The sequence below is a fragment of the Microcoleus sp. T3_A4 genome, assembly GCF_036700465.1.
In the GTDB taxonomy this organism is placed as follows: Bacteria; Cyanobacteriota; Cyanobacteriia; order Cyanobacteriales; family Microcoleaceae; genus Microcoleus.
Map to the genome: position 1 here is coordinate 35,166 of NZ_JAUBOY010000017.1, position 21,400 is coordinate 56,565.

Consider the following 21,400-nt stretch of genomic DNA (forward strand, 5'->3'; position numbering starts at 1 on the left):
GAGAAGTCGTAGCGTATCCCTTTTTCCAACGATTAATCGTGGAAAAGGTCATCCCTAATTCATCCGCCAACTTTTTCTGAGACAGGTTCAGCGCTGGCCGCCGTTCTCGCACCAAATTACCGATCGCTGGCTGTTCCGCCCTCAGCCGTTCTATTTTGAGAAGCCTCAGAAGTAACAGCTATAAAGCTGTTTATATTTTACACCTTTGACAGATTCCAGAGGTCAGTCATCACTCTCAAGATATATATCAATCCTTACAGGAGTCGTAAATTTTTCACCCACCCCAACTCTCCCCGAACCTGCAGGGAGAAAGTAAGAAATTCACAAGTGATGCGAGGATTGCTATATGGAGTCAATCTCAAATCTCAAATAGACTAGCTTGCTTTAAATTCCTTTGAGGAGCGATCGCCAATCCCGACAGCGTTTCAGGTAAATGCGAGCTACATGATCGCTGGGATTTGTTCGCAAGCACTCTTCAAATAATTTTCCCGCTTCTCGGAAGTCCTTGCGATCGCACAGTAACATAGCTTCATTATATACGGACAAATTTGCTAGCTTTGCCGACAAAATTTCCGGCGGATCTGCATCAAATACCTCATAGACTACGACATATTGAGATTTTCCTTTTACCTGTACTTTATCCACAATTCTAATAGCATAATCTGTGGGATTTCGCAACCGTTCCAAAGTCTGCTGAGAAATTAACAGAGGTACGCCGTAATCTTTGGTCAATCCTTCAATGCGAGATGCTAAATTAACAGCATCGCTAATCACAGTGCTGTCCATTCGGCTTGTACCCCCGACTGTCCCCAGCATCAAAGAACCCGAATTAATGCCAATTCCAATTTGAATCGGGATGTAGCCGACGCCTTGACGGTATTCGTTATAATTTTTCAGGATATTTAGCATTGCAATACCCGCTTTCACTGCATCATCTGCAAAGTCACTAAACAAAGCCATAATTGCATCGCCGATGTATTTGTCAATAAACCCGTTATTGCTAGTAATCGCAGGCTCCATCCGCGAAAGGTAAGCATTGATAAAATTAAAATTCTCTTGGGGATCCATAGTTTCCGAAAGCGTCGTGAAATCGCGAATATCCGAAAAGAGCACCGACATTTCCTGTTGCACTTGATCGCCTAAATGGACATCTATAATACTTTCATATCCCAACAAATTTAGAAATTGGTGAGGCACAAATCGCCCATAGGCATCAGTTAAGTCTGATTCTGCATCCAGGGATTTTTCCAAGTTTTGATTCAGGTCAAATAGTTTCTTAATAAATAAATGGCGATCCGCTTCAGCTTCTTTGCGTTCCGTGACATCTTGAAAAACTGCGATCGCAAAAGCAACTTTGCCACTCTCGTCAAAAATTGGCGTTCCCCAAATCTCCAGGGGAACTTTCTTGTGGGATTGATGAATCTCCAGATTTTCAGCCGTCGCGTTTTCGCCCCTCAAAGCTCGAACGATCGGCAAATTCTCGAAAGGGTAAATAGTCTCACTTCCCGCAATATAAATTTGATAACTTTGTGACAAATCCTCAACTGAATTTAAGGGCAAAACTCCTTGGCCGAGTAACTGCTCTCCGGCGTGATTTACGTAGTAAGGTCTGCCTTGAGAATCCAGCACGAGCACACCTATGGGAATCGCTTCGAGAAATTGAGCCAGCTTGATTTCGCCTTCGCGCACCGCCTCGAATGCGCGAGATCGCAACTCTGTTTCAACCGTATCGGAATGTTGAGCAGTAGTTTCCAGCAAGATTTCCAGATCCGCTTTTTCCTCCTTCAAGTCTTCCACTTGCTGGCGCAATCTTTCTATCTCTAAAAGTAGCTGTTCTCTAGATGGTTGTTCTTCCAGCATAACTCGAGAATTTGCGCCTTGACTAACAAAAAATTGCTCAACATCTCGCACCCTAAAAGTAATCGTATTTCTAGAGAAATTCCAACTGTAAACCAGGCATCAGGCGCTGGAAATTTCTCAAAGATTTACCGTGCCAACCTATGCTTTGAGAGCCTTGTACCGCCATTTGCACCTTGGCTGTTTTGCGTACATGGATAATAAACTTCGATAGCATATTGATGCCAGAACTGTTCAAAAATTCTAACTGCTCAAAATTCAGGGTAATTTTTGTCGGTTCCACGTCGGCAACCTGAGTCAGCAACTGCGCTATCGGCGCGTACTCTGCAGGCCCGCTTAGCCTTAGAGAGCCAATAAAACTCACGGTTGCCGTTGCTGGATCGTAACAGATCTGGTAATCTTCTGTATAAATTTCCATAGCCACAAAAAAAAGTCCCTTCGATATTATCGATCGCTAGCGTTGCTTATACTGTTAATTGCACCATAGTTGTCACCGCAATTACTTCCGGGTCTTTGTGCACGGTCTGGAATTTCCAGCCAAGTTTGGCGGTATAATCGGTGAGCATGGTCAACAAACCCAATCCAGAATTGGTACAGTTGTCGTCAGCAGCATTTTTTTCTAACCGCTGAATGTAAAGTTCGCTTGGCTCGGAGGTCAGCAACTGGTGAATATAAGCCTGAAACTTGTCCACCGCTTGGGGAGAGATGCTGTTAGCAACTGAGAAAATCACTCCGTCGCTCTCTAATTGCAGTTTAATAGCGATCGGGTACTCCAAGGTTTCATCATTAAACTTCATGGCATTTTCCAATAACTCGTTGGCAATGTAGCTAACAGCGCTTTTTATTTCAGCTTGTCTTTCTATTGTCGAGGGTTCATCTTGGTTGCCCGGAAAAAAAGTCGTCAGGTAGTCAGCCAGAAAATCCGCCGACAAACCGTTGTTCCGCCACCGCTGCTTGAGAGGAACCGAACTTGGAGAAAATCCAATTATTAAGTATTCTTGGCTAGCGGGCTGCTCGATGAAATCTCCGAAAATCTGAGTCATATCGATGTGAGAGCTAAAGTTTGAGATGAGGGGACTCGCTGAATATATTTTAAACTTTAGGAGGCATATCCAAATAGTTATTTTTGTTTCAGTACCAGCAATGTGATGTCGTCAAAAACTTTTTGTTCGCCAATGTGCCATCGCACGTCCTTAATTACAGCCTGCCTAATTTCGGCAGCCGAACGCTGCCAATTAATCTCTACTACCTCAATTAACCTCTTTAAACCATAAAGCACTTTATCCATATTTTTAGCTTCCGTAATCCCGTCCGTGTATAGTACAACCACATCTCCTGAACGCAAATGCACAATTTTCTCAGCAACAAATTCATCAATATCTACATCCAGCCCGATCGGGAAACCCAAATCGATTGTATCAAACCGCTCGACAGAACCGTTACACCGCACAACAATCATTTCTTCATGCTGGCCACTCAACTTCAGCATCCCCTCCTCATAGTCTAGCAAAGCAAGGGTGGCGTTTTTATCGGATTTCATGCGCTGCACATTATCGTAAATTACACTGTTAATAGCACTTAAAAATCTTACTGGGTCTGGTTCATTGTAAGCGAGCAAAGTTCGCACTGCCGTTTGAACCATAATCATTAAAACCCCGCTCTCCAATCCGTGTCCCGTTACATCTCCAATGCCAATTTTCACTCTACCTTTGTGTTGGAGTACATCGTAATAGTCGCCGCCTACTTCCTCAGCAGCTTCCATAAATCCCGCAATATCTAAGCCCACAACTGCATTGAGTTCTCGGTCTTTCGGCAGCAGCATCTGCTGAATCTTGCGAGTAACGTCTAGTTCGGCGCTCATTCGCATATTTTCAGCTTTTAGGCGATCGTTGAGGACAGTAATTTTTTGATTTGCACCAACTAAGGCATCGGCAATCTTGTTAAACGCACCCACAACTTGCCCCAGTTCATCTCTGTTATCCAAAATAATTTTGTGGTCTAGATTGCCGCTTGCCATCTTTTTTGCAGCTTCGTTAAGGACAAATACAGTTTGCATAACGCTTCTGTAAAAACTTACAAATAAATAAATAACTAGAGCTAAGGTTATTAACACAACAATAGAAATTATGCGTTTTTTGGCAACAAAACTATCACTGCGTTTTTGCAGGAGAAAGTTTAATTCATTGAGAGTTTTGTCCCACAGTTCAAAACTAGAATTCAGAACTCGATCGCTGCCATCGATATAGGCATAATATTCCACTAAGGCTGTGGGATAAATCAGTTTATCTATTTGCCCAGTTAGCAGCTCTACTACGGAGTTAAATTTGGTCACATCGTCGCTTAATTTCTGTCGCAGATTCCTGTGAGGATTATTGCTATATCCTACCTCCATATTGATTGCTAAATCCTGATTAAGTTCTCTCAATTTGCCTGCCAAAGTAATCAGTTTCGCTCTTTCTTCAGGTGTGGCATAGGAACGCAAGCTGTTTGTTTGAGAAATAAGCCTAATCTCTGACAAGATTTTTTGGATTTCTGGAATCTTCAGCAAGGTAGCATCCATCAAATAATAGGTATCAAGATCGGGGTCTAAAATTAGATTAGAAGTATCGCCGACGTGAGCGCTCAGTCTATTAATGTCGGCCGCTAAACGTTGATATACCAAATCGTAAGTTTCTAAACTCCACTGACTGCGGCGAAGTTTGAAGTTTTGCCAATCTTGATAAATAGTATTAAATTTTTCACTGGACATTAGTATGTTTCCAAGCTGGCGCTCTGTATTAGCCAGGGATTGAAAGTTCGCGTCCATCTTAGCTTCTAAATCGGCTCTCGTATCTGGTAGGCTTAAATTTGTATTTAAAGGCTGATAATTTAAGAGTTGAAGTTGAGGTAGGTATTCCCTCAACTGGCGCAGTGGGCGCAGGTATTGATTACCGTAGATTTCTTTTTGGGAAAAATCAACCCTGCTGTTAATTTCGGAAATCAGCAGGTACATGACCAAGGTTAACGGTATTGCAAATAGAAAACCGATTAAGGTAAATTTTTGAGGATAGCTCAGCCGATTCATTAAATCGATAGCCAAGGATTTTCTGTTCATAATTGATAAATTTAAATAAGATTATACTAAAAAAGTAGCGATCGCTACTAAAGTAGTTTCGGGGACGATCGCTCTAGAAAACCACAATGCTAAGACAATTAATCAGCTATCGCTGATTTAATTTCTAAGGCGTTTTCGTCCTCTTGCAACAAATTTTGTGGCATCCCTGTGATATCCTTGGCTCAGCTCGCCTCCCACAGTCTAAAACACGTTTAGCAGTTTTGGAACGAAGAATAGTAATTTGTACTGGGATTGGGGGGCAGGATTAGAGGCTTTTAAGAATATTTACTTAAGCATAAATTTTTCTTAATACCCTGAGACAAAAAGTAAAAATTAAGTAATAACTGGGTAGTGCAAGTTTCCTGAAGCACAACTGCCGGCAGCGAGTAGGAAATACTCGCGCCGCACCAGCAACCAGCAGTCAAGTGGGTTCTGCACAAAGGAACCAATAGCACCAGCAATAGTGTCTAAATAAGTATCTGCAGTTGAGTGTTCAGGAGCGATCGCGCATTGTGTAAAGTGAGGCAGAGGGCGTATGATGAAAAGAATCTCCAAAAATAAACTTCAAAAAAATAAACACCGAGACCAAAAGCAGCCCAATCCTGTAATCTTGGCTTTGGTGCTGACAGGAATTCTGGTATGGGAAATGTATCCGGCGCTAAGACACACCGCTGCGGCTAACGCGGGCGCCCTCAAAGATTCCCTTGCCCAGTTGGAAAGGCAACAGCAGCAAACCGCGCAGCAATTTTCCTCAGCCGCGGTGCCCCAAACAATCAGCTATTCGGTATTGGCACTTAATACACTCACTTCCGAACCGGGGAATTTGGCCGAGGGTACGCGCAAAAATCCCCCGAAGCAATTGCCCGCAACCGTAGCAGAAGCAGTTCGCCGAGAGTTGTCGGGATCCACTGGCATTGCTGCGGACAAGTTGAAAGTAACGGAATCAAGCGGACAAAGTTGGCCGAATACTTGTTTAGGACTCTCGAAAGCGGATGAAATTTGCGGTCAAATGATTGTCGAAGGTTGGCGGGTTGTGGTTTCTGATGGTAGGCAAACTTGGGTTTACCGCACTAATGCTAGGGGGAATATCTTGCGTTTGGAAAAAAAGTTAGCTAGGTAAATTTGAGTCTGTGAAATCAAAGATAAACTTCCTTTTGGAACAGGCAAGATGCCTGTTCCAAAAAGTGTGAATTTTCTTGTGGGAAGTTTCTGGTGGGGAGTAGGGGTTGGGCTTCTAGCCCGCCCCTTGCCTTAATTTGGGAGTTGGTTTCTTTCGTTGACATCCTCACCGACCTAAAGGCGCGGTGATTCCCAAACCTCACGATTTAGGTTTCTGTTTCATAGCAACTGCCTCTACCCACAAGGAGTTTTATGGTCTTATGTTAGCTCCACAGACTAACTCCGCTAGCCCAGCGGTTTTTATGTATCGAAATTCCACAGAAGAATTTCTTTGTCGTTTTGATTCAAGGGATGCATATTTCATTGCCCCATCCTCTTTTCCCGGTCTACCGATTTTTCTTCCCCGTTGCGAAACATCGCAAACTTTGGTGTTAGGGTTTATGTCTCCATCGTCGCGGGTGGGTCATTGACCACTGAAATTATACTACGACACCGTGTAAAGCCGTCCTAGAAGGACGGGGTTTCTACCCAATTTTTTCGATGATGCCACCGCCCAACAGCACATCCCCGTCATACCAAACAGCCGCTTGTCCGGGGGTAATGCTCAACTGCGGTTCGTCAAAAATCAACTTAACTCTTGTACCGCCGACTTTTTCTTCTGCTTGGGATGGTTCCACAGGAATAATTGTAGCGGGGACAGGGTGCGATCGATAGCGAATCTGTACCTGAGCCCGAATCGGAGCCGTCGGCGCAGCTACAGAAACCCAATTCACTTTCTGGACTGTACATTCAGATTCTACTGCCAACTGTCGATCGCCCACAATTACCCGATTGCCAGCAGCATCAAGTTCAATCACGTATAGCGGTTCCGGTGCAGCAATCCCTAGTCCCTTCCGCTGGCCGATTGTGTAGTGATGCACGCCGTCATGCTGTCCGAGCACCCGCCCTGACTTGTCCACAATGTCACCCTTTTGTGGCGCAATGTACTTATCCAGAAAAGCCCGCATCGAACCGTTACTTTCCACCAAGCACAAATCCTGACTTTCCGGCTTATCAGCAGTTGTCAAGCCAAATTCCGCCGCAATTCTGCGAGTTTCTGTCTTGGTAATTTCCCCCAAAGGAAACTCCGTACCCGCCAACAAATCCTGTGTTAAATCATACAAGAAATAAGACTGATCTTTCGCAGGGTCGATCGCCCGCAGCAACTGATAGCGACCCGTATCAGCATTGTAAGTAATCCGAGCGTAGTGGCCTGTAGCGATTTTTTCAATTCCGAGTTCTTCGCGAGCATACTTAAGCATTGGCCCGAACTTCACAGTTTTATTGCACTGCGAACAAGGCAAAGGCGTAACTCCTGCACTGTAACCCTCCACCAAATAATCGACAATACTTGCCTGAAAGACCTCGCGGCTGTCAACAATGTGGTGGGGAACGCCCAAATCTTCGCAAATTTTAGCTGCATCGACCATTCCCTCAGAGCAGCACTGACCTTTACCCTTCATCAACCACAGCGTTAAACCCACCACTTCATATCCCTGATGGTGTAAAATTGCGGCTGCTGCGGAACTATCGACCCCGCCGGAGAGGCCTACAACAATCTTGTTCATGATTCTGAGAGAAATTGCTATTTTACTGTGAGTTAGTTCGATCGAGCTAATTTATTATACCACAAGTATACTACAACCTGCCACTGCTGCTGTTAGCTGAAATTTTAGCACTAATATGACTATTCAAAAATTTGTTGTCACCGCCGACCAAATGCGGCAAATAGAAACCAGAATCTTTGCTGCTGGAATGCCAGTCGCAGCTTTAATGGAAAAAGTCGCGGGACTGATTGCCCTACGCATTCAGGAGCTTTTGAAAGTGGAAGGAAGTTCGGCAACTAGCAATGTACGGGATTTAACGGATAGAAGGAAAAGGGAAGAAGGGAAAAATCTTGTTAATTCTCAATTGCCAGTTATCGGCGTATTGGTTGGGCCCGGGCACAACGGCGGCGATGCTTTGGTTGTGGCGCGTGAATTGCATTTTCAAGGTTTCCAAGTAGTTATTTACTGCCCGTTTTCTAAACTAAAAGAACTAACAAAAAATCACGCTGATTATGCCCGTTCTTTAAATATTTCATTTCTTGATACAATTGAAAATCTGAAAAACTGCACTTTGCTCGTAGATGGTTTATTTGGCTTTGGATTAGAACGAGAAATTAATAACGCTACCGCAGCAGCTATTGACGAAATAAATAATTTAAACATACCCATTTTAAGTATAGACATTCCATCGGGAATTCATACAGATACCGGAGAAGTTTTGGGGACGGCAATCCGGGCAAAACATACATTATGTTTGGGTTTGTGGAAAATGGCATTTCTGCAAGATAGAGCGTTAGAATATATCGGGAGTTCCGAATTAATTGATTTTGATATTCCCGCAGCAGATATTGCAGCAATATTGGGTGAAACGCCAGCAATACAACGCATTACACAAGCCTCGGCAACTCAGCATTTGCCGTTACCCCGATCGCCAATTTCGCACAAATACACCAATGGTCACTTACTAATTATTGCAGGTTCCCGCCGCTACAGCGGAGCCGCAATTTTGGCAGCATTAGGAGCAAGAGCAAGCGGCATCGGAATGCTGTCAATTGCTGTTCCTGAGTCGATTAAACCGATGTTGAGCAGTCAGTTACCAGAGGCATTAGTTATAGGATGTCCCGAAACCCAAAGCGGTGCAATTAGCGAGTTGCCAGTAGCAATTGATTTGGGCACCTATGATGCGATCGCCGCAGGGCCAGGTCTGACATTGGAAGCGGCAATAGCTGTAGAATCTGTACTGGAGAGCGATCGACCTCTGGTTTTAGATGCTGACGGTTTAAATATCCTCGCTCAACTCGGCACAGTCCCGATTTTGTCGGAACGTTCAGCACTGACAATTATCACGCCTCACCCTGGCGAATTCAAGCGTTTATTTCCCGACTTAGCCGATCGAACGGGCGACGATCGAATTGCCGGAACTCAAGCAGCAGCTCAGCTTTGCGGTGCAACGATATTGCTCAAGGGAGCCAGAGTTTGCATAAGTTGGAAGGATGAGGACGATTCCCTACCGGATAGCTACGCTTCACGTACCATCACCTACCTCAATCCCGAAAGCACCCCAGCCCTCGCCAGAGGCGGCAGCGGCGACGTTCTTACAGGCTTGTTAGGGGGACTATTAGCAAGTGCGATCGCCCGCAAATCCCCCCCCCAATCAGTTGCAGCAACAGCAGCTTGGTGGCACGCTCAAGCCGGAATCCTGGCGGCCAAAGAACGGACGGAATTAGGAGTAGATGCCTTTACTTTGACACAGTATTTAATTCCAGCTTTGCGAGAGTTTGCCGAGTAAACAATCAACAGTAATGGGTAGGGTGCGTACCTCGCATCTTTGTATTGGGTAGGTGTCCACCGCGCACCTTACCCCTTGGTTTGTAGTGACGACAGAAGTCCTCATAAAAATATTACAACTTGCATTCCTGACGACAAACCCACGGGTAACTCAAACGAGTGACACTCACATGAGTGACACTCCAAAAAGTGACTGTGCATCCACAAATCCCACCAGTTATACCTGAAATATCAAAGACGAAAACTTAAATGTTGAGAGGAACCACATTATGTATACCGAAGAAAGAAGCTTGAACAATGAAACTATGGCTCTTGTCGCCGATACTACTGCTCAATCAAGTCTGGCATTTGCTGAAACCACTGGAGTAAACAAACCCACTTTACAAATGGGTTCAACAGGTCAAGCTGTCAAGGAACTACAACAGCTTCTATATCATTGGGCATATTATTTCGGGCCGATTGACGGTATTTTCGGCGTCCAAGTTCAAAACGCGGTCAAAGGCTATCAACACCGCGTCTTTTTAAAAGAAGATGGAATTGTGGGCCCTCTCACTTGGGAAGCACTATACTCTGGTGCACCTGTGAATATGCCGACCCTCATGAAGGGCAGTTCTGGCAATGCTGTTAAAATTGTTCAGAATGTCTTGAAAATGAATGGATACTATTTCGGCTTCATTGACGGATTATTCGGGCCGATGACAGATGTAGCAGTGCGACAATTGCAAATTAGCATGGCTTTACCCCAAGATGGTATTGTCGGCTACAGAACTTGGCACGCCCTCAGCAAGTTACCGCACTAATGACTGGTTGGATTCATATCAATTCCGGTTGTACTCAGAAATGATTGTTGACTGTTGACTGTTGACTGTTGACTGTTGACGGGCGGGTCGAAAAACTGAATGGTTGAGTGTTGACTGTTGACTCGATTTTATTATTCTGATGCAGCCGGAAACGATATTACTTTCAGTGAGCACCCCAAATCGGTAGATAAATTAGGGATTTAGGCTTTGCCTAAGTCCCTAATTATCGTTAAGGGTAAGGCAGCGCGCGGGAAGGGCGATCGCAAATTCTGTTACCGTTCCCGGCGATGAAAAATATGCTCAACTTCCCCGTGTTTTTTTGTTACTATATCGTAGGAAATTGGGACTCACAAGCCGGTTTATTTCCCTTCAGCTTTATTTATAAATAGTTTCACTCATAAAAATATGAGTGCGATACTTACCTAAAAAGACTTAGGTATAGGAGGCTTATTCCCGGTTTCTACGAAAAATTCCACGTTGAGTAACGAGAAATCTAGGAATCAACCGGGTTTTTAAGCCAAGCGCGCGCAAGTCACTAACTAGCCTTTGATGAACTTTTCTAATTTGTGAGCCATCTTCTCGACAATTCCCTCTGAAGTATCTGCAGCCGATGATTCAGCTTCAATACGCTTGACCACATCCTCTGAAAGATTCAGCAACTTCACTAATTTGTGATAAGCTGCGGCTTCTTCAGCGTTAATTTTGGGTTCATCGGGAGTGCGAGAACTAGAAGAAATCACTTCATAGCCGAGTTGCAGGACTAATTCCCTTTCATCTTGAGTTTCTAGTTGACCGATCAACTCATCAAGGGGAATATTTTGCATGATGTAATCCCGCAGTTCTTGTTGCATTTGTTGTCCGTCGGTATCTGGGGCAAACAAACGACAAAAGCGATCGAGGATTAAATTAACTTCTTCGGTAGCGAGTTCGCCGTCTGCCCATGCCATAGAAGCAACAATTCTCAGCAGATTCATCTGGCGGGGGGTAATTGATGGAGGAGGTGGGGTTTGCATAATCAAAATTGGTAATTGGGAATTGGGAATTGGGAATTGGGAATTGGGAATTGGGAGTTCAGCTTGATTCCTTCTAGTTTTTTCTTTCCGGTTCCCCTTCATTTATGTCACAATTTTGATAGAGGAACTCCCAGCCATCCAGTAAAGTTTTGTTTCTGAATAGTAGTGGGCTTTTCCACAGGCACGATCGAGTAACGGCCAGGCAGGGGCGGGGCGAGAGTCACACGACGAGTCCGCAGTTCGTCTTGGTGAAAAACTGTCACCTCTATTGTGTCCCCCGGCTGATAATCTTTAAGCCTCTCGCCTGCTTGTTCTGAATTTACCCGAAAACCTTCGATCGCCAGCAACTCGTCCCCAGCGTCAATTCCCGCCAATTGTGCCGGAGAGCCTATTTCGACAAATTTAACCATTTCCCGCCCGTTTTCGGCTCCCAACGTCCAACCGATGCGAGGCGTTTTGTCAGTTTCATCTACCCAAATTTGCAGCCCGAAAGGTTCGAGATATTTGTTGTAAGGTAACTCTTCTGTGCCGTCTATATAGCGCGCGAAAAAGTCGCTCAAATCGATGCCGGCGACGGACTCGATCGCACTTTGCAACTCTTCGGGAGTAAAGCCTATTTCTGCGGGCAGCGAAGCAGAATTTAACTTTCCGTTTGATGTCAAATGCGCCGACTTGCCGTCTGTTTCCGACTTCAGGTCAAAATCGCCATTTTCAGACGAATTAGCCTTGCCAAACTGCTGCCACATCAAACGCATCACATCGTCGAGCGATCGCTCATTGCCGTGTCTGGCTCGAATCAACAAATCGAGCAAAAATGAAACAACTTCCCCTTTCAAATAATAGGAAATCTGTGAATTGTCGCTGTTAGAATCCCGGCGATAAAGTTTAATCCAAGCATCCCAGCTCGACTCACTCAGAGGCTGCACGTTCCGCCCCGGAGTCGTCTGCAAGCGAGTAATTTCCTTAGCCATACCTTGGAAAAAACCTTTCACGCTGTAGAGACCCGCTCGAAAAGGAATCACCAAATCGTAATAACTGGTAGTGCCTTCAGAGAACCATAAAGAAGGAGTGTAATTTTCTTTTTCGTAATCAAATACTTCGAGAGCTTTCGGTCGAATGCGCTTGACATTCCACAGGTGAAAAAACTCGTGAGCCACCAACTGAATAAAGCGTTCATACTTTTCCTTAGCCCGAAAACCAAAACGCGGATAGTTGAGAGTGCAACTCTCCTTGTGTTCCAAACCGCCAAAACCAGAACTGGACAAATGCAGGAAAAACACATAGCGTTCGTAAGGTAAACCGCCGAACATTTTTGCCTCGACTTCGATCACTTTTTGGATGTCTCGAATCGCCCGTTCCGGTTCTAAATTGCCTTTTCCCCAAACAACTAGCTGGTGGGATTTTCCCATCACTTCAAACTCGTACACTTCGTGATAGCCAATCTCAAAAGGACTGTCTACTAGAGTGTCAAAATCCACAGCAGCGAAAGTAAGATTTTGGCCAGAAACAGGTGGCAAAGTAGTAACGGTGAGCCATTGGGGCTGCGGTGGCACAACCTTCACCGTGTAGCAGTTGCGCTCAAAACCGGGCAAGAAAAAGCACAAAGCCGCTGGATTGAAATAACCGTGAGTCGAGTCTAAATGATTGGTTCGCACTGTCAGTTCGTTGGCAAAAATACGGTAGCGAACCGTGACATCTGACACCGAATCGGTCTCGATTTGCCAGTGATTTTTGCTTTTTTTGTGCCAAGGTAAAGCTCGATCGCCCGCCTGGGAGCTAAAATCTTGCAGGTGGCGGGCGTACTCTCGAACCAAGTAAGAACCGGGAGTCCAGACAGGCATTTTTAAATCCAGAACCGGCTCCGACCAACCTTGCACGCGCAAAGTTACTTCAAAGAGATGGGATTCAGGATTGGGCATCGCCACCGAATATTGAATTGTCGGTGCTGTTAATTGCACCTGACGGTGGCCGGCAGCGGACGAGGTATCCTCATAAGTAACATCAGTCATTGACTTGCCAAATTAATCAAGTGCTTGAGGTTGATCAAATGGATAGTTTCGCGGTCTGGATCGATTTTGATCCAACCTTTACTATCGAGTTTTTCCATAATTTTGCTGGTTTCATCTAGGGTGATATCTGTCACATCAGCTAAGTCTTCATAAGGAATATTGAAGATATCTTTGCCCTCAGCAGTTTTCTGACCGTAGTTTTCTGCCAGCTCGACTAAAGTATTTGCTAGTTTAACCGCTGGCTGGCGGTTTCGGAGTTGATAGCGGAGATTGGTTTGGCGGAGTCGCCGTACCATCAGTTGCAGCATCCGGTGGTGCAATTGCGGATCTTTAAACAGGGTTTGGATAAATCGCTGAGCTGTGACGCTGAGCAGCCGCACGGGCGATAGAGCAAGCACGTCATTCGATCGGGGAGATTCGTCCAGAATGGCCATTTCGCCGAAGAAGGCACCTCGTCCTAAAATAGCCATTGATACAGCTCGATCGTCTGAAAGGCGCCGGACTTTGACCCAGCCGGACACGACAAAGTAAATCGCGTTGCCCCAAGAATCCTCCATCACCACAGCTCGGCCCGGGGGATACTCGTGCTTGACGGCATTTGATAGCAGCCCTCCCAAGGTTTCTGGGTTAGCACCCTTAAATAGAGGGAATAGCTCACTGAAAGCTTCTGTCTTCATGCAAACTCGCGGAGGTGGGAAATATGATTAGGCGACACCCAACAGCTAGGGAACGATCGATGTTTGGGAACACAAACAATCCGTTGCTCCTTTAATTGATGATAAGGGTGCAGAGGCGCGCTTCACTTAAAATTGGCAGATTCTTTAATCTTAAACGGGTTTACAAGCCTGCCACTGCTTGTTGAACTTTGCCCAACAGAGGTTCTATGTATTCCGGCCAGCCGATCGCGATTGACTGGGTGTGGGCCAGAGTCTCCGGCTCGATCGCATCTTTAGTCCACCTCAGCGGTTGACCTTGCAAGTCGCAACAAACCAATCCGGCTGCTTTTGCTAAAGCCAGAGGGCCGGCGGTATCCCACACTTTAACTCTGCCGTTGAGATACAGGTACAAACCAGCTCGACCGAAGATAACTTCCATCACTTTTAAGCCAAAGCTGCCCAGCGAGTAAAATTCTGCTCCGGGGATGCTTTGGGCGATCGCTTGGGCGTAGTTTTTCTGGTCTTTGTCTCCGAGAATAATTTTACAATTTTCCGCTGTCAGAGCCGGGGGTTTGCACAGCGCGATCGGCTGCGGCGCTTGGGTTCCGACAGTTTGGAACAATCCCCAATCTTTGCCCCCAAAATACATTTGGTCAAAAGCCGGGGCGTAGAGCCAGCCTGCCACCGGTTCGTCCTCAAGCAGCAGCCCCACCATCGAAGCGTAGTGTAGTTTTCCCCGAATAAATTCTTCTGTCCCGTCCAGGGGATCGATGCACCAGAGGCGCTGGTAATTAGCCCCGTAAGCTGCTCTGGAGGCGCTGTTTTCCTCGGTGATCCTGCCATCTTCAGGAAACAAAGCGCTAAATGCTGCCGATAGTTGTCGGTCTAGGTATTGATCGATACTCGTCACGTAGTCGTTGGGCCCTTTCTCAGAAACTTCAAAAGGTTGGGCTGCTAGCTTGTAAGCTTCTTGACCGCACTCGCGCAGGGTGTAGCGGATTTTTTGGTCTTGCTCTGGAGAAATATACATGAGGTTAAACATAAATTTTTTAGCTAACTTCAGCATAAAAGCTTAAGTCCTTGGAATCGATGGAATCGATCGGCCTGTGTCACTGTTTTTGATTCGTACAGGATTTGCGTGCGGGTGTCGATCGACCCGGTTTCCTAAATATCAGCACCGTTTGCGGTAAAAATTAGCGGTTTTTCTAAAAATGCTAAGGCTTTATCGCAAGCTTTCCCCGATACTATGCCAGAAAATATGTCCCGCAAGTTCTACGAATGGCCGGATTTAGTGCAGCTTTACCGCCATGCAGACGTAATTGCAGTTTGTTTGGTAGACAATAAATATGCTGTTGGAGTGCAGGTTTTGCTGGAACCAATGGCCTGCAAGCGGCCGGTCGTCATTACTCGGACTCAAGGTATCGTCGATTATTTAGCGGCCCCGGATATTGCCAAAGTCGTAGATGTGGGAGATGCAGCAGGTTTGCGCGAGGCGATCGTCCATTTGCTAAAAAATCCTCAAGAAGCTGAATCTCAAGCGCAGCGGGGGTACGAAAGGGTTATGAACCAGCACAGCAGCGAACCTTATGTCAATGTTTTAGTCCAGAAGTTGCGGGTGCGCCTCGGCGCACCATAAATCACGTCCGCAGGATGCACAATGCACACCTTACTGATATAGATAAAAAGCCCAACTATTTATTACCTAAGTCATATTTAAAAAGTAATAAATTATGATTTGCAGTTCCTAATTAAATCTCACAGCAGTTACGTACCTAGTAAATAAAGCGGGTTTGAAAAAGATAATCGAAAGCCTTAAGGAAGTATTTTCGTTCATCAAACCCGGTTTCTGTGCCTAAAACAGTTTCACCCAAAACTCCGAAATCAAAACTATTAAGACTCCCGTCCACTCGCCCACTTGTCCCGCCATTTCACCGTCCCTTCCGAAACTAAAACCCAGCGGCGACAAACCAGATTTTCTCGCAGCGGCGACAGTCCTTCCCGTAGCAGCGCATACTTATAAGAAATCAACTTCCCGGCACTTTCATTAAAAGGAATTTCCCCAAACCAAGTATTAGTATTGATATACTCCAACGGGAAACCCTTACTAATATCCCAATTCCCCAGTTCAGGACAATCTCCAATCACCACAATTCTTTCCCCAGGCTGAGTTCTAACGCTGTTAAGCTGCGCCCGCACAATAGTTTTCGCCTTAACTCGCTCGCCGACGCGGCTAAAAATCATTACTTCCTGCGAACCCAACTCAAGGTTGTACAGCATCCCGTCTTTAACTTCAAACTTGCGGCGCGATAAAACCTCCGTATGCTCTCCATCAGGCAGCTCAGTATCAACCTCTTCAATTGTTGTAACAGAACTGCCACGATTCATCGCTACAAACACCACGGAATCGCGATAGCGGCGCACGTAACAATAAACATCAGGAGTTAGATATTTTTGCCACTGACTCCCCATCGAAATAGCTGGATTCAGTCGCCGCAATCCAGACAGCAACCGCACATCTCGGTAAATCGGCGCATCAGTATTCCACTTTTCCATCATGGGGCGGTTGTAGGGGTCATTTCCCCCATCTGTATCATCGTGCAGATACTGTTCAGTGCCGTAATAAATGCAGGGAATACCGCGAGTCGTCATAATTAAACATATCGCCAAATGCAGCATTTCTGGATCGGGATTCAACGACTGAAACCTCGGCATATCGTGGTTGTCAATAAAAGTAATCAACTCCGTCGCCCCGTAGTAGCGGTGATCCAAATTCAGGACATCTTGGACTAACTTAAATCCCGCCTCCGCACCCTTCCCCAATACTTCTCGAATTGCCACGCACAGACCAAAATCTAAAATAGTCATCCCCGACTCGTTGACAAATTCCACAGAACGATCATTTCTAGGGTCGCTGTAAATCCATTCGCCAAAAATGAAAACATCAGGTCTGTGTGTTAAAATGTCAGCATTAAATTCCTGCCAAAACCAAATAGGCATATGCTTGACTGTATCAACCCGCAAAGCATCAACACCTCTGTCCAGCCATTGTTTAATTGCTGACTTAATATAATTGCGGTATGCAATATTGTTTTCGTTGAAAGTTGCTAAACCCGACAGTTCGCAGTTTTGAACTTGCCATTCATCTTCCCAGTTTTTGACTTCGCCGTAGTGGTGATACCAGTTATCTTCATCGTCGTTAAAGTCAGCTATTTTTACGCCGTCGTCGTAGAGTTCCCCTTTTTTACCGCTAAAATCAGGGTTGCTGTGATTGCAGACAATATCGAGCACGAGTTTCATGTTTCGCTGGTGCAACTCATATACTAATTTGTCAAATACCGTATCTTTACTTTCTTGTGTTTGGTTAATAGAAGGATTGTCGCCTGTGGCAATAAAGCGGGGATTTAGTCGCTTGAAATCTTTAGTCCAGTAGCCGTGAATTGCTGCTTGTTCGACAAATAATGCTTCAACTTGCTCGAACAGTGGAGTCAGCCAAACTGCGGTAACTCCCATATCTTTTAAGTAATCGAGTTTGTCGATAACTCCCTGCAAGTCGCCGCCCCAATATTTGCCCCAATCTTTCCCTTCTGGATCGTAAAGTTCTGGGTTGGGGCCTTCGTTATTTGCGGGGTCGCCGTCGTAAAAGCGATCGACTACAATGAAATAAATTGTTTCTTGTCGGAATTCAATGTCTCTGGTGTAGAGGAATTCTAAATCGATTTCGCTTTCTGGCTTAACTTCTTCTAGCAGAGACTCAATTTTTTCTTCGGGTTCGCTAACTTCGTATTGAGAGGAAGTTTGATTGGGAGTGACTGATGTCATGAGATGTATTTTTTTATATTGTAAGATTGGTCAGTTATTCGGAGCTAGAGTCGGAGATAGCTTTCCCCTCTGACTGACTTTTACAGCATCATACGGAATTTCCTGGTTTAATGAAATCTTCCTTTAGAGAGAGGGCAGACTCATCCTTGAGTATTATGTGGATGAGAGTTAATATTTGGCTTCATTCTCAATCAAAGGGGCAGAGACTCAAAAACCTGTGCTACCAGGCTGATCCTAGTAGCGAGAAAATGTGTACTAATTGTGCGATCGTACTTTTTCCCTTCCTTTCATTCCTCCCGCAAGTTTTGGATATCTTCAACGCTCAAACCAGTAGTTTGACTAATGGTTTGATTGTCAAGGACATTGATAAGTTGCCTAGCAATTTCTAAAGCCTTTTCTCTCATTCCTAGCGCGATTCCTTTTTCTCTGTCTTCTGCGATGCCTTGTTCTCTGGCTTGTGCAATTCGTTTTTCAATTCCCCTGAGCAAGACACCCTGCTGATCGACAATAAACATTTCGCGTTCTTCTAAATCTGCCAACTCCTCTGGATTCAAATTAGTTTCATTAGCAATCGCAAAGGCTTGCTGTATTTCCGATACTGTTTCCATTGTTAACGGCACTATTTCCAAGCTGGGAGCATTTTTCCTAAAATAAATCCACTTGTCAGTCAAAGTTTCTAACTCATCCAATTGTTTATTGAATTTTGGCAACTCAATAAATACAGCAGATTCCATATTTATGAAGTACACCCGCCTCTAGTTAGCTCCTCGTAGGAAGACCGCAGTGCCGTGTCCCTACACTTCACAAACCTGGAATACGCTGTATTAGTTCAATCTCTGGCTCGACATCATCAAATAAACGCTTTTGTTCCTTAAACACAAAATTAGAGATTACTTCTTGGTCATTATCAAACATTTCAAGATCAGTAATTGTCAAAGCAATTACAGGTTTTAACTTAAAGTAACCTTGACCGCGAATCAGTTGAAAAGAACGATCGCGCTACATCCACCCCAACCCTAGCTAACTACAGCCACCGCAGACTCTGGAACCTGAGAATGCTCCACCCGAAAAACATTCGCGCTCAAATTAGCAACAATTTGTTTCCCCTGCTGCGTCAGTTCCAAATAGCCGATCGCATCCTTCACATACCGATAAACCACATTCCAATAAAACTTGGGATAACCATCCCGCAACTCCCCCGGATTTTGATAGCCCAAAACCCGATTTTGCCCAATTTCCTCAAACTCGTAAAACAGCGCCGCAATCTTTTGCAAATATCGCGGATCACTCAACTGACCAATTAAATCAGCAGCCCGAACTAAACCAGGATAATTTACAGTATCTTGATAATCTTCATTTGCAGGAACTGGAAAACGAGTCAGCTCAATATTATGCTTAACCAGCTCAGCATCAATCAGTTTGTGACCGCCAAAACGCTCGTCAATAAACATTTTTCCGCGATCGACATGATAAGGCATCAAACTAGCATCCGTCGCCCCCGGAGGCAGCGTTAATTTCAGGTCGCCTATTCCCGTCGCATACAGTCCCAAATCTCTTCTATCTTGTCGGCAAACACCTTTAACATACCCGATATCGTGACATAGCAAAGCAATGTGGAAGTGCAGCCAATCTTCGCAGGAAACACCCCCTTCGCGGATGTGCTTCCCACCCAGAATTGCTTGTCCCACCAAGGTCACTAAAATAGTGTGTTCGACATTATGGTAAAGAGCATCGCTATTAGCAATATTTTCTAAAGCCATACTCGCCACCCAAGCAATAATTTCGCCATAGTCAGATTTAAACCCGCCATAAGTGTGGCGGTAGCCTTCAATCAGGCGATTGACAAAAGCCTTAATCAGCAGTTCAGTTGCGTTAAACATATTCACTTCCCTGAGCCCATGTAGATTATTAAATTATTTTTATAGTTATTGTTTTTGCTGCTACAGTTAGATGTTATTTTTGGCTTAAGCGCCACGATGAATACCCACTCCTATCGACAGGCATCCATTGATATTATCAACAATTATGGCTTAAATTATGGCTCTCGCAACTACCAGAGCGACAGACCCCATAAATAATTGATATCAATGGGCGATCGAGGTATGACACCCCTCAATTAGCTACGGCGTTACATCTTCCCCGTATAGGTTAGGAAAAAACGAGGGCGATCGAAAACGCAGCCGCACTAATTCCTCATACACAGGATTAAGCTTGCACATAGGCGGTATGTGGAAAAGCTGGTGTCCCTATAACGGAATATCTCTCTCAAAAGGACACCGTGCGGGTATAAGTTGGCACACCACTGAGTTACTTGTGGCTCTCCCACGGCAATGCTATCAAGCCACTGTCGCACTTGTTGCACGAGGCGATCGCAAAAAGTTAAGTCTTGGCACTGATTTTCCGGGAAAATACTTGTAGTCAAGTTCATGATTGATCTCAGTAATCATTACTAACAAAAACTTATGAATCACCCGACTTAATCCTCAACGAAACCCACTGTTGATCCGGTGACATGAATAAGTTTTATGAGTGACACTCACAGTCGCAAAATGTGATGCAAAGAGCTAGCATTTGTGATTTAAAACTCGCTAAAGCGTGAGACAGATCACGCCCTCTGTTCCCTCCAGAATGTATATTTAGATAGATGGCAAGAAAATAAGACAGAATAACTGGCAGTCCTCCCTCGCAGCTCCCCTCTCCCATCATCTGCGATCTACGACTCTGTATACTTACTAATATAAGGTTTCAGGCAATGATTAAACAAAAACATAAATATGCCGACCTTGCTCAACTCCCCCACACAGATACCGTGCTCCAAAAACTCCCTGTAGAAGTTAAAGAATGGGCCCAAAGCTTGCCTTGGAACCAACGCCGCTATGTCTTGTCCCTCTGCTACATATTGTGTGCATCTACTCCCGACTTGCAAGCAGAATTTTTAGATAATTATACAGCCGACGGTTTAGTCTCAAAAATGTTTGAAGATGTAGATACTCTACACCGAGTCAAAGAGTATTTAATCAGATTTCGGGTCAAAAAACAATTAAACGAATCAGATTTAAGAAGCTACATCAAACAATTTTATATCCACTCAGCTCAACAATCGCTCCGAGAAACTGACCAATATTTAGAATCAGCACTCCGCTTCGTCTTGAGTACAGAAGAACGTAATAATGTTTTTAACTACATTTTGGGCTTTGAATTTATTAAAATTGTGTTTCAAATGAGCTGGTTGCAACACGAAAGATTAGCGAGACTGCAAAAAAATCAGTCGCAGTTTATTGAAACCTACATCAAGCCGATTCAACACGCCCACAGAATTAATGGCATAATTCTCCCGAAAGATGAGAGAATCTTTTTTGCCAGACGCACCTATTACGTTCAACTACCTAACATTTCCTACAGAAGGCTCATTGAGTTAGTGATGGCAACTTTTACTACAGAAATGGTGAGTAATTGCGGATTTTCTATCAGTCGCCACTCTCAAGCTCTGCGTTTTGACTGCGATTACATTTATGATCCAGAACCAGAAGAAGAAAGATTTCCTACTGACTTGCAATTTATTCATTAACTTGACCCAGTAAGGTGTACCCTAAGTTGCTTTTTTCTCTTTACTTTTAGTTGCGCTTTGGGCACAGGAGAGTTTTTAAAGCATGGGACTT

General features: G+C 44.7%; 17 protein-coding genes and 2 pseudogenes. 5 read left to right on the forward strand and 14 right to left on the reverse strand.

Annotation, left to right across the window (positions count from 1 at the left end; genetic code table 11):
• Positions 1 to 16: 16 nt before the first annotated feature.
• The 5 genes and pseudogenes from QUA07_RS11505 to QUA07_RS11525 all read right to left on the reverse strand — a co-directional run.
• A pseudogene (locus tag QUA07_RS11505) lies at positions 17 to 112 on the reverse strand (helix-turn-helix domain-containing protein); the annotation flags it as partial.
• Positions 113 to 384: 272 nt separating this feature from the next.
• On the reverse strand, positions 385 to 1,860 hold the full coding sequence (locus tag QUA07_RS11510; protein ID WP_333325090.1) for an adenylate/guanylate cyclase domain-containing protein: 1,476 nt from the start codon (positions 1,858 to 1,860) through the stop codon (positions 385 to 387).
• Between the two features lie 70 nt (positions 1,861 to 1,930).
• Positions 1,931 to 2,275, reverse strand: coding sequence for a slr1659 superfamily regulator (locus QUA07_RS11515; RefSeq protein WP_333083060.1), 345 nt, complete (start codon positions 2,273 to 2,275; stop codon positions 1,931 to 1,933).
• Between the two features lie 46 nt (positions 2,276 to 2,321).
• Positions 2,322 to 2,900, reverse strand: coding sequence for a DUF6272 family protein (locus QUA07_RS11520; protein ID WP_333325092.1), 579 nt, complete (start codon positions 2,898 to 2,900; stop codon positions 2,322 to 2,324).
• Positions 2,901 to 2,977: 77 nt separating this feature from the next.
• A complete protein-coding gene (locus tag QUA07_RS11525) occupies positions 2,978 to 4,951 on the reverse strand; it encodes a PP2C family protein-serine/threonine phosphatase (protein ID WP_333325095.1) in 1,974 nt (657 codons plus the stop codon).
• 535 nt (positions 4,952 to 5,486) lie between these two features.
• On the opposite strand from QUA07_RS11525, the gene QUA07_RS11530 reads away from it, so the two are divergent.
• On the forward strand, positions 5,487 to 6,071 hold the full coding sequence (locus tag QUA07_RS11530; RefSeq protein WP_333325098.1) for a hypothetical protein: 585 nt from the start codon (positions 5,487 to 5,489) through the stop codon (positions 6,069 to 6,071).
• Positions 6,072 to 6,594: 523 nt separating this feature from the next.
• On the opposite strand, the gene mnmA is transcribed toward QUA07_RS11530, so the two are convergent.
• A complete protein-coding gene (mnmA, locus tag QUA07_RS11535; protein WP_333325101.1) occupies positions 6,595 to 7,677 on the reverse strand; it encodes a tRNA 2-thiouridine(34) synthase MnmA in 1,083 nt (360 codons plus the stop codon).
• Positions 7,678 to 7,792: 115 nt separating this feature from the next.
• Here mnmA and QUA07_RS11540 point away from each other — a divergent pair, with 115 nt between their 5' ends.
• A complete protein-coding gene (locus QUA07_RS11540) occupies positions 7,793 to 9,445 on the forward strand; it encodes an NAD(P)H-hydrate dehydratase (RefSeq protein ID WP_333325103.1) in 1,653 nt (550 codons plus the stop codon).
• A 268-nt stretch (positions 9,446 to 9,713) separates the two neighbouring features.
• Positions 9,714 to 10,244, forward strand: coding sequence for a peptidoglycan-binding protein (locus tag QUA07_RS11545; protein ID WP_333083068.1), 531 nt, complete (start codon positions 9,714 to 9,716; stop codon positions 10,242 to 10,244).
• 539 nt (positions 10,245 to 10,783) lie between these two features.
• Here the strand turns inward: QUA07_RS11545 and QUA07_RS11550 are convergent.
• The 4 genes from QUA07_RS11550 to QUA07_RS11565 all read right to left on the reverse strand — a co-directional run bounded on the left by QUA07_RS11550 (position 10,784) and on the right by QUA07_RS11565 (position 14,964).
• Entirely contained in the window at positions 10,784 to 11,257 is a 474-nt protein-coding gene (locus QUA07_RS11550; protein ID WP_333325232.1) for a TerB family tellurite resistance protein, read from the reverse strand.
• 107 nt (positions 11,258 to 11,364) lie between these two features.
• Complete coding sequence (locus QUA07_RS11555; RefSeq protein ID WP_333325106.1) at positions 11,365 to 13,266, reverse strand: M61 family metallopeptidase; 1,902 nt, start codon at positions 13,264 to 13,266, stop codon at positions 11,365 to 11,367.
• Positions 13,263 to 13,943 carry a Crp/Fnr family transcriptional regulator gene (locus QUA07_RS11560; protein WP_333083071.1) on the reverse strand — a complete coding sequence of 227 codons (681 nt, stop codon included), beginning with the start codon at positions 13,941 to 13,943 and terminating at the stop codon, positions 13,263 to 13,265. The genes QUA07_RS11555 and QUA07_RS11560 overlap by 4 nt, the downstream gene beginning before the upstream one ends.
• Positions 13,944 to 14,103: 160 nt before the next feature.
• On the reverse strand, positions 14,104 to 14,964 hold the full coding sequence (locus QUA07_RS11565; protein WP_333083072.1) for an inositol monophosphatase family protein: 861 nt from the start codon (positions 14,962 to 14,964) through the stop codon (positions 14,104 to 14,106).
• Positions 14,965 to 15,180: 216 nt separating this feature from the next.
• On the opposite strand from QUA07_RS11565, the gene QUA07_RS11570 reads away from it, so the two are divergent.
• The gene (locus QUA07_RS11570) at positions 15,181 to 15,558 is read left to right on the forward strand and encodes a glycosyltransferase (RefSeq protein ID WP_333325109.1); all 378 of its coding nucleotides are present in this window, start codon (positions 15,181 to 15,183) and stop codon (positions 15,556 to 15,558) included.
• A 254-nt stretch (positions 15,559 to 15,812) separates the two neighbouring features.
• Here QUA07_RS11570 and QUA07_RS11575 read toward each other — a convergent pair whose 3' ends face one another.
• The 4 genes and pseudogenes from QUA07_RS11575 to QUA07_RS11590 all read right to left on the reverse strand — a co-directional run.
• The gene (locus QUA07_RS11575; RefSeq protein WP_333083074.1) at positions 15,813 to 17,741 is read right to left on the reverse strand and encodes an alpha-amylase family glycosyl hydrolase; all 1,929 of its coding nucleotides are present in this window, start codon (positions 17,739 to 17,741) and stop codon (positions 15,813 to 15,815) included.
• A 287-nt stretch (positions 17,742 to 18,028) separates the two neighbouring features.
• Positions 18,029 to 18,490, reverse strand: a complete 462-nt coding sequence (locus tag QUA07_RS11580) for an Rpn family recombination-promoting nuclease/putative transposase (protein WP_333325111.1) — start codon at positions 18,488 to 18,490, stop codon at positions 18,029 to 18,031.
• Between the two features lie 267 nt (positions 18,491 to 18,757).
• On the reverse strand, positions 18,758 to 19,621 hold the full coding sequence (locus QUA07_RS11585) for an Npun_R2479 family HD domain-containing metalloprotein (protein ID WP_333083075.1): 864 nt from the start codon (positions 19,619 to 19,621) through the stop codon (positions 18,758 to 18,760).
• Between the two features lie 240 nt (positions 19,622 to 19,861).
• Positions 19,862 to 19,987: pseudogene (locus QUA07_RS11590) on the reverse strand (Mo-dependent nitrogenase C-terminal domain-containing protein); the annotation flags it as partial.
• A 506-nt stretch (positions 19,988 to 20,493) separates the two neighbouring features.
• On the opposite strand from QUA07_RS11590, the gene QUA07_RS11595 reads away from it, so the two are divergent.
• Complete coding sequence (locus QUA07_RS11595) at positions 20,494 to 21,309, forward strand: cobyrinic acid a,c-diamide synthase (protein WP_333210173.1); 816 nt, start codon at positions 20,494 to 20,496, stop codon at positions 21,307 to 21,309.
• Positions 21,310 to 21,400 lie beyond the last annotated feature (91 nt).

Coding starts and splice junctions, on each gene's coding strand:
- QUA07_RS11515 (WP_333083060.1), bottom strand. CDS start 2,275: ATGGAAATTTATACAGAAGATTACCAGATCTGTTACGATCCAGCAACG.
- QUA07_RS11545 (WP_333083068.1), top strand. CDS start 9,714: ATGTATACCGAAGAAAGAAGCTTGAACAATGAAACTATGGCTCTTGTC.
- QUA07_RS11540 (WP_333325103.1), top strand. CDS start 7,793: ATGACTATTCAAAAATTTGTTGTCACCGCCGACCAAATGCGGCAAATA.
- QUA07_RS11510 (WP_333325090.1), bottom strand. CDS start 1,860: ATGCTGGAAGAACAACCATCTAGAGAACAGCTACTTTTAGAGATAGAA.
- mnmA (WP_333325101.1), bottom strand. CDS start 7,677: ATGAACAAGATTGTTGTAGGCCTCTCCGGCGGGGTCGATAGTTCCGCA.
- QUA07_RS11585 (WP_333083075.1), bottom strand. CDS start 19,621: ATGTTTAACGCAACTGAACTGCTGATTAAGGCTTTTGTCAATCGCCTG.
- QUA07_RS11555 (WP_333325106.1), bottom strand. CDS start 13,266: ATGACTGATGTTACTTATGAGGATACCTCGTCCGCTGCCGGCCACCGT.
- QUA07_RS11550 (WP_333325232.1), bottom strand. CDS start 11,257: ATGCAAACCCCACCTCCTCCATCAATTACCCCCCGCCAGATGAATCTG.
- QUA07_RS11595 (WP_333210173.1), top strand. CDS start 20,494: ATGATTAAACAAAAACATAAATATGCCGACCTTGCTCAACTCCCCCAC.
- QUA07_RS11570 (WP_333325109.1), top strand. CDS start 15,181: ATGTCCCGCAAGTTCTACGAATGGCCGGATTTAGTGCAGCTTTACCGC.
- QUA07_RS11575 (WP_333083074.1), bottom strand. CDS start 17,741: ATGACATCAGTCACTCCCAATCAAACTTCCTCTCAATACGAAGTTAGC.
- QUA07_RS11520 (WP_333325092.1), bottom strand. CDS start 2,900: ATGACTCAGATTTTCGGAGATTTCATCGAGCAGCCCGCTAGCCAAGAA.
- QUA07_RS11560 (WP_333083071.1), bottom strand. CDS start 13,943: ATGAAGACAGAAGCTTTCAGTGAGCTATTCCCTCTATTTAAGGGTGCT.
- QUA07_RS11525 (WP_333325095.1), bottom strand. CDS start 4,951: ATGAACAGAAAATCCTTGGCTATCGATTTAATGAATCGGCTGAGCTAT.
- QUA07_RS11530 (WP_333325098.1), top strand. CDS start 5,487: ATGATGAAAAGAATCTCCAAAAATAAACTTCAAAAAAATAAACACCGA.
- QUA07_RS11565 (WP_333083072.1), bottom strand. CDS start 14,964: ATGTTTAACCTCATGTATATTTCTCCAGAGCAAGACCAAAAAATCCGC.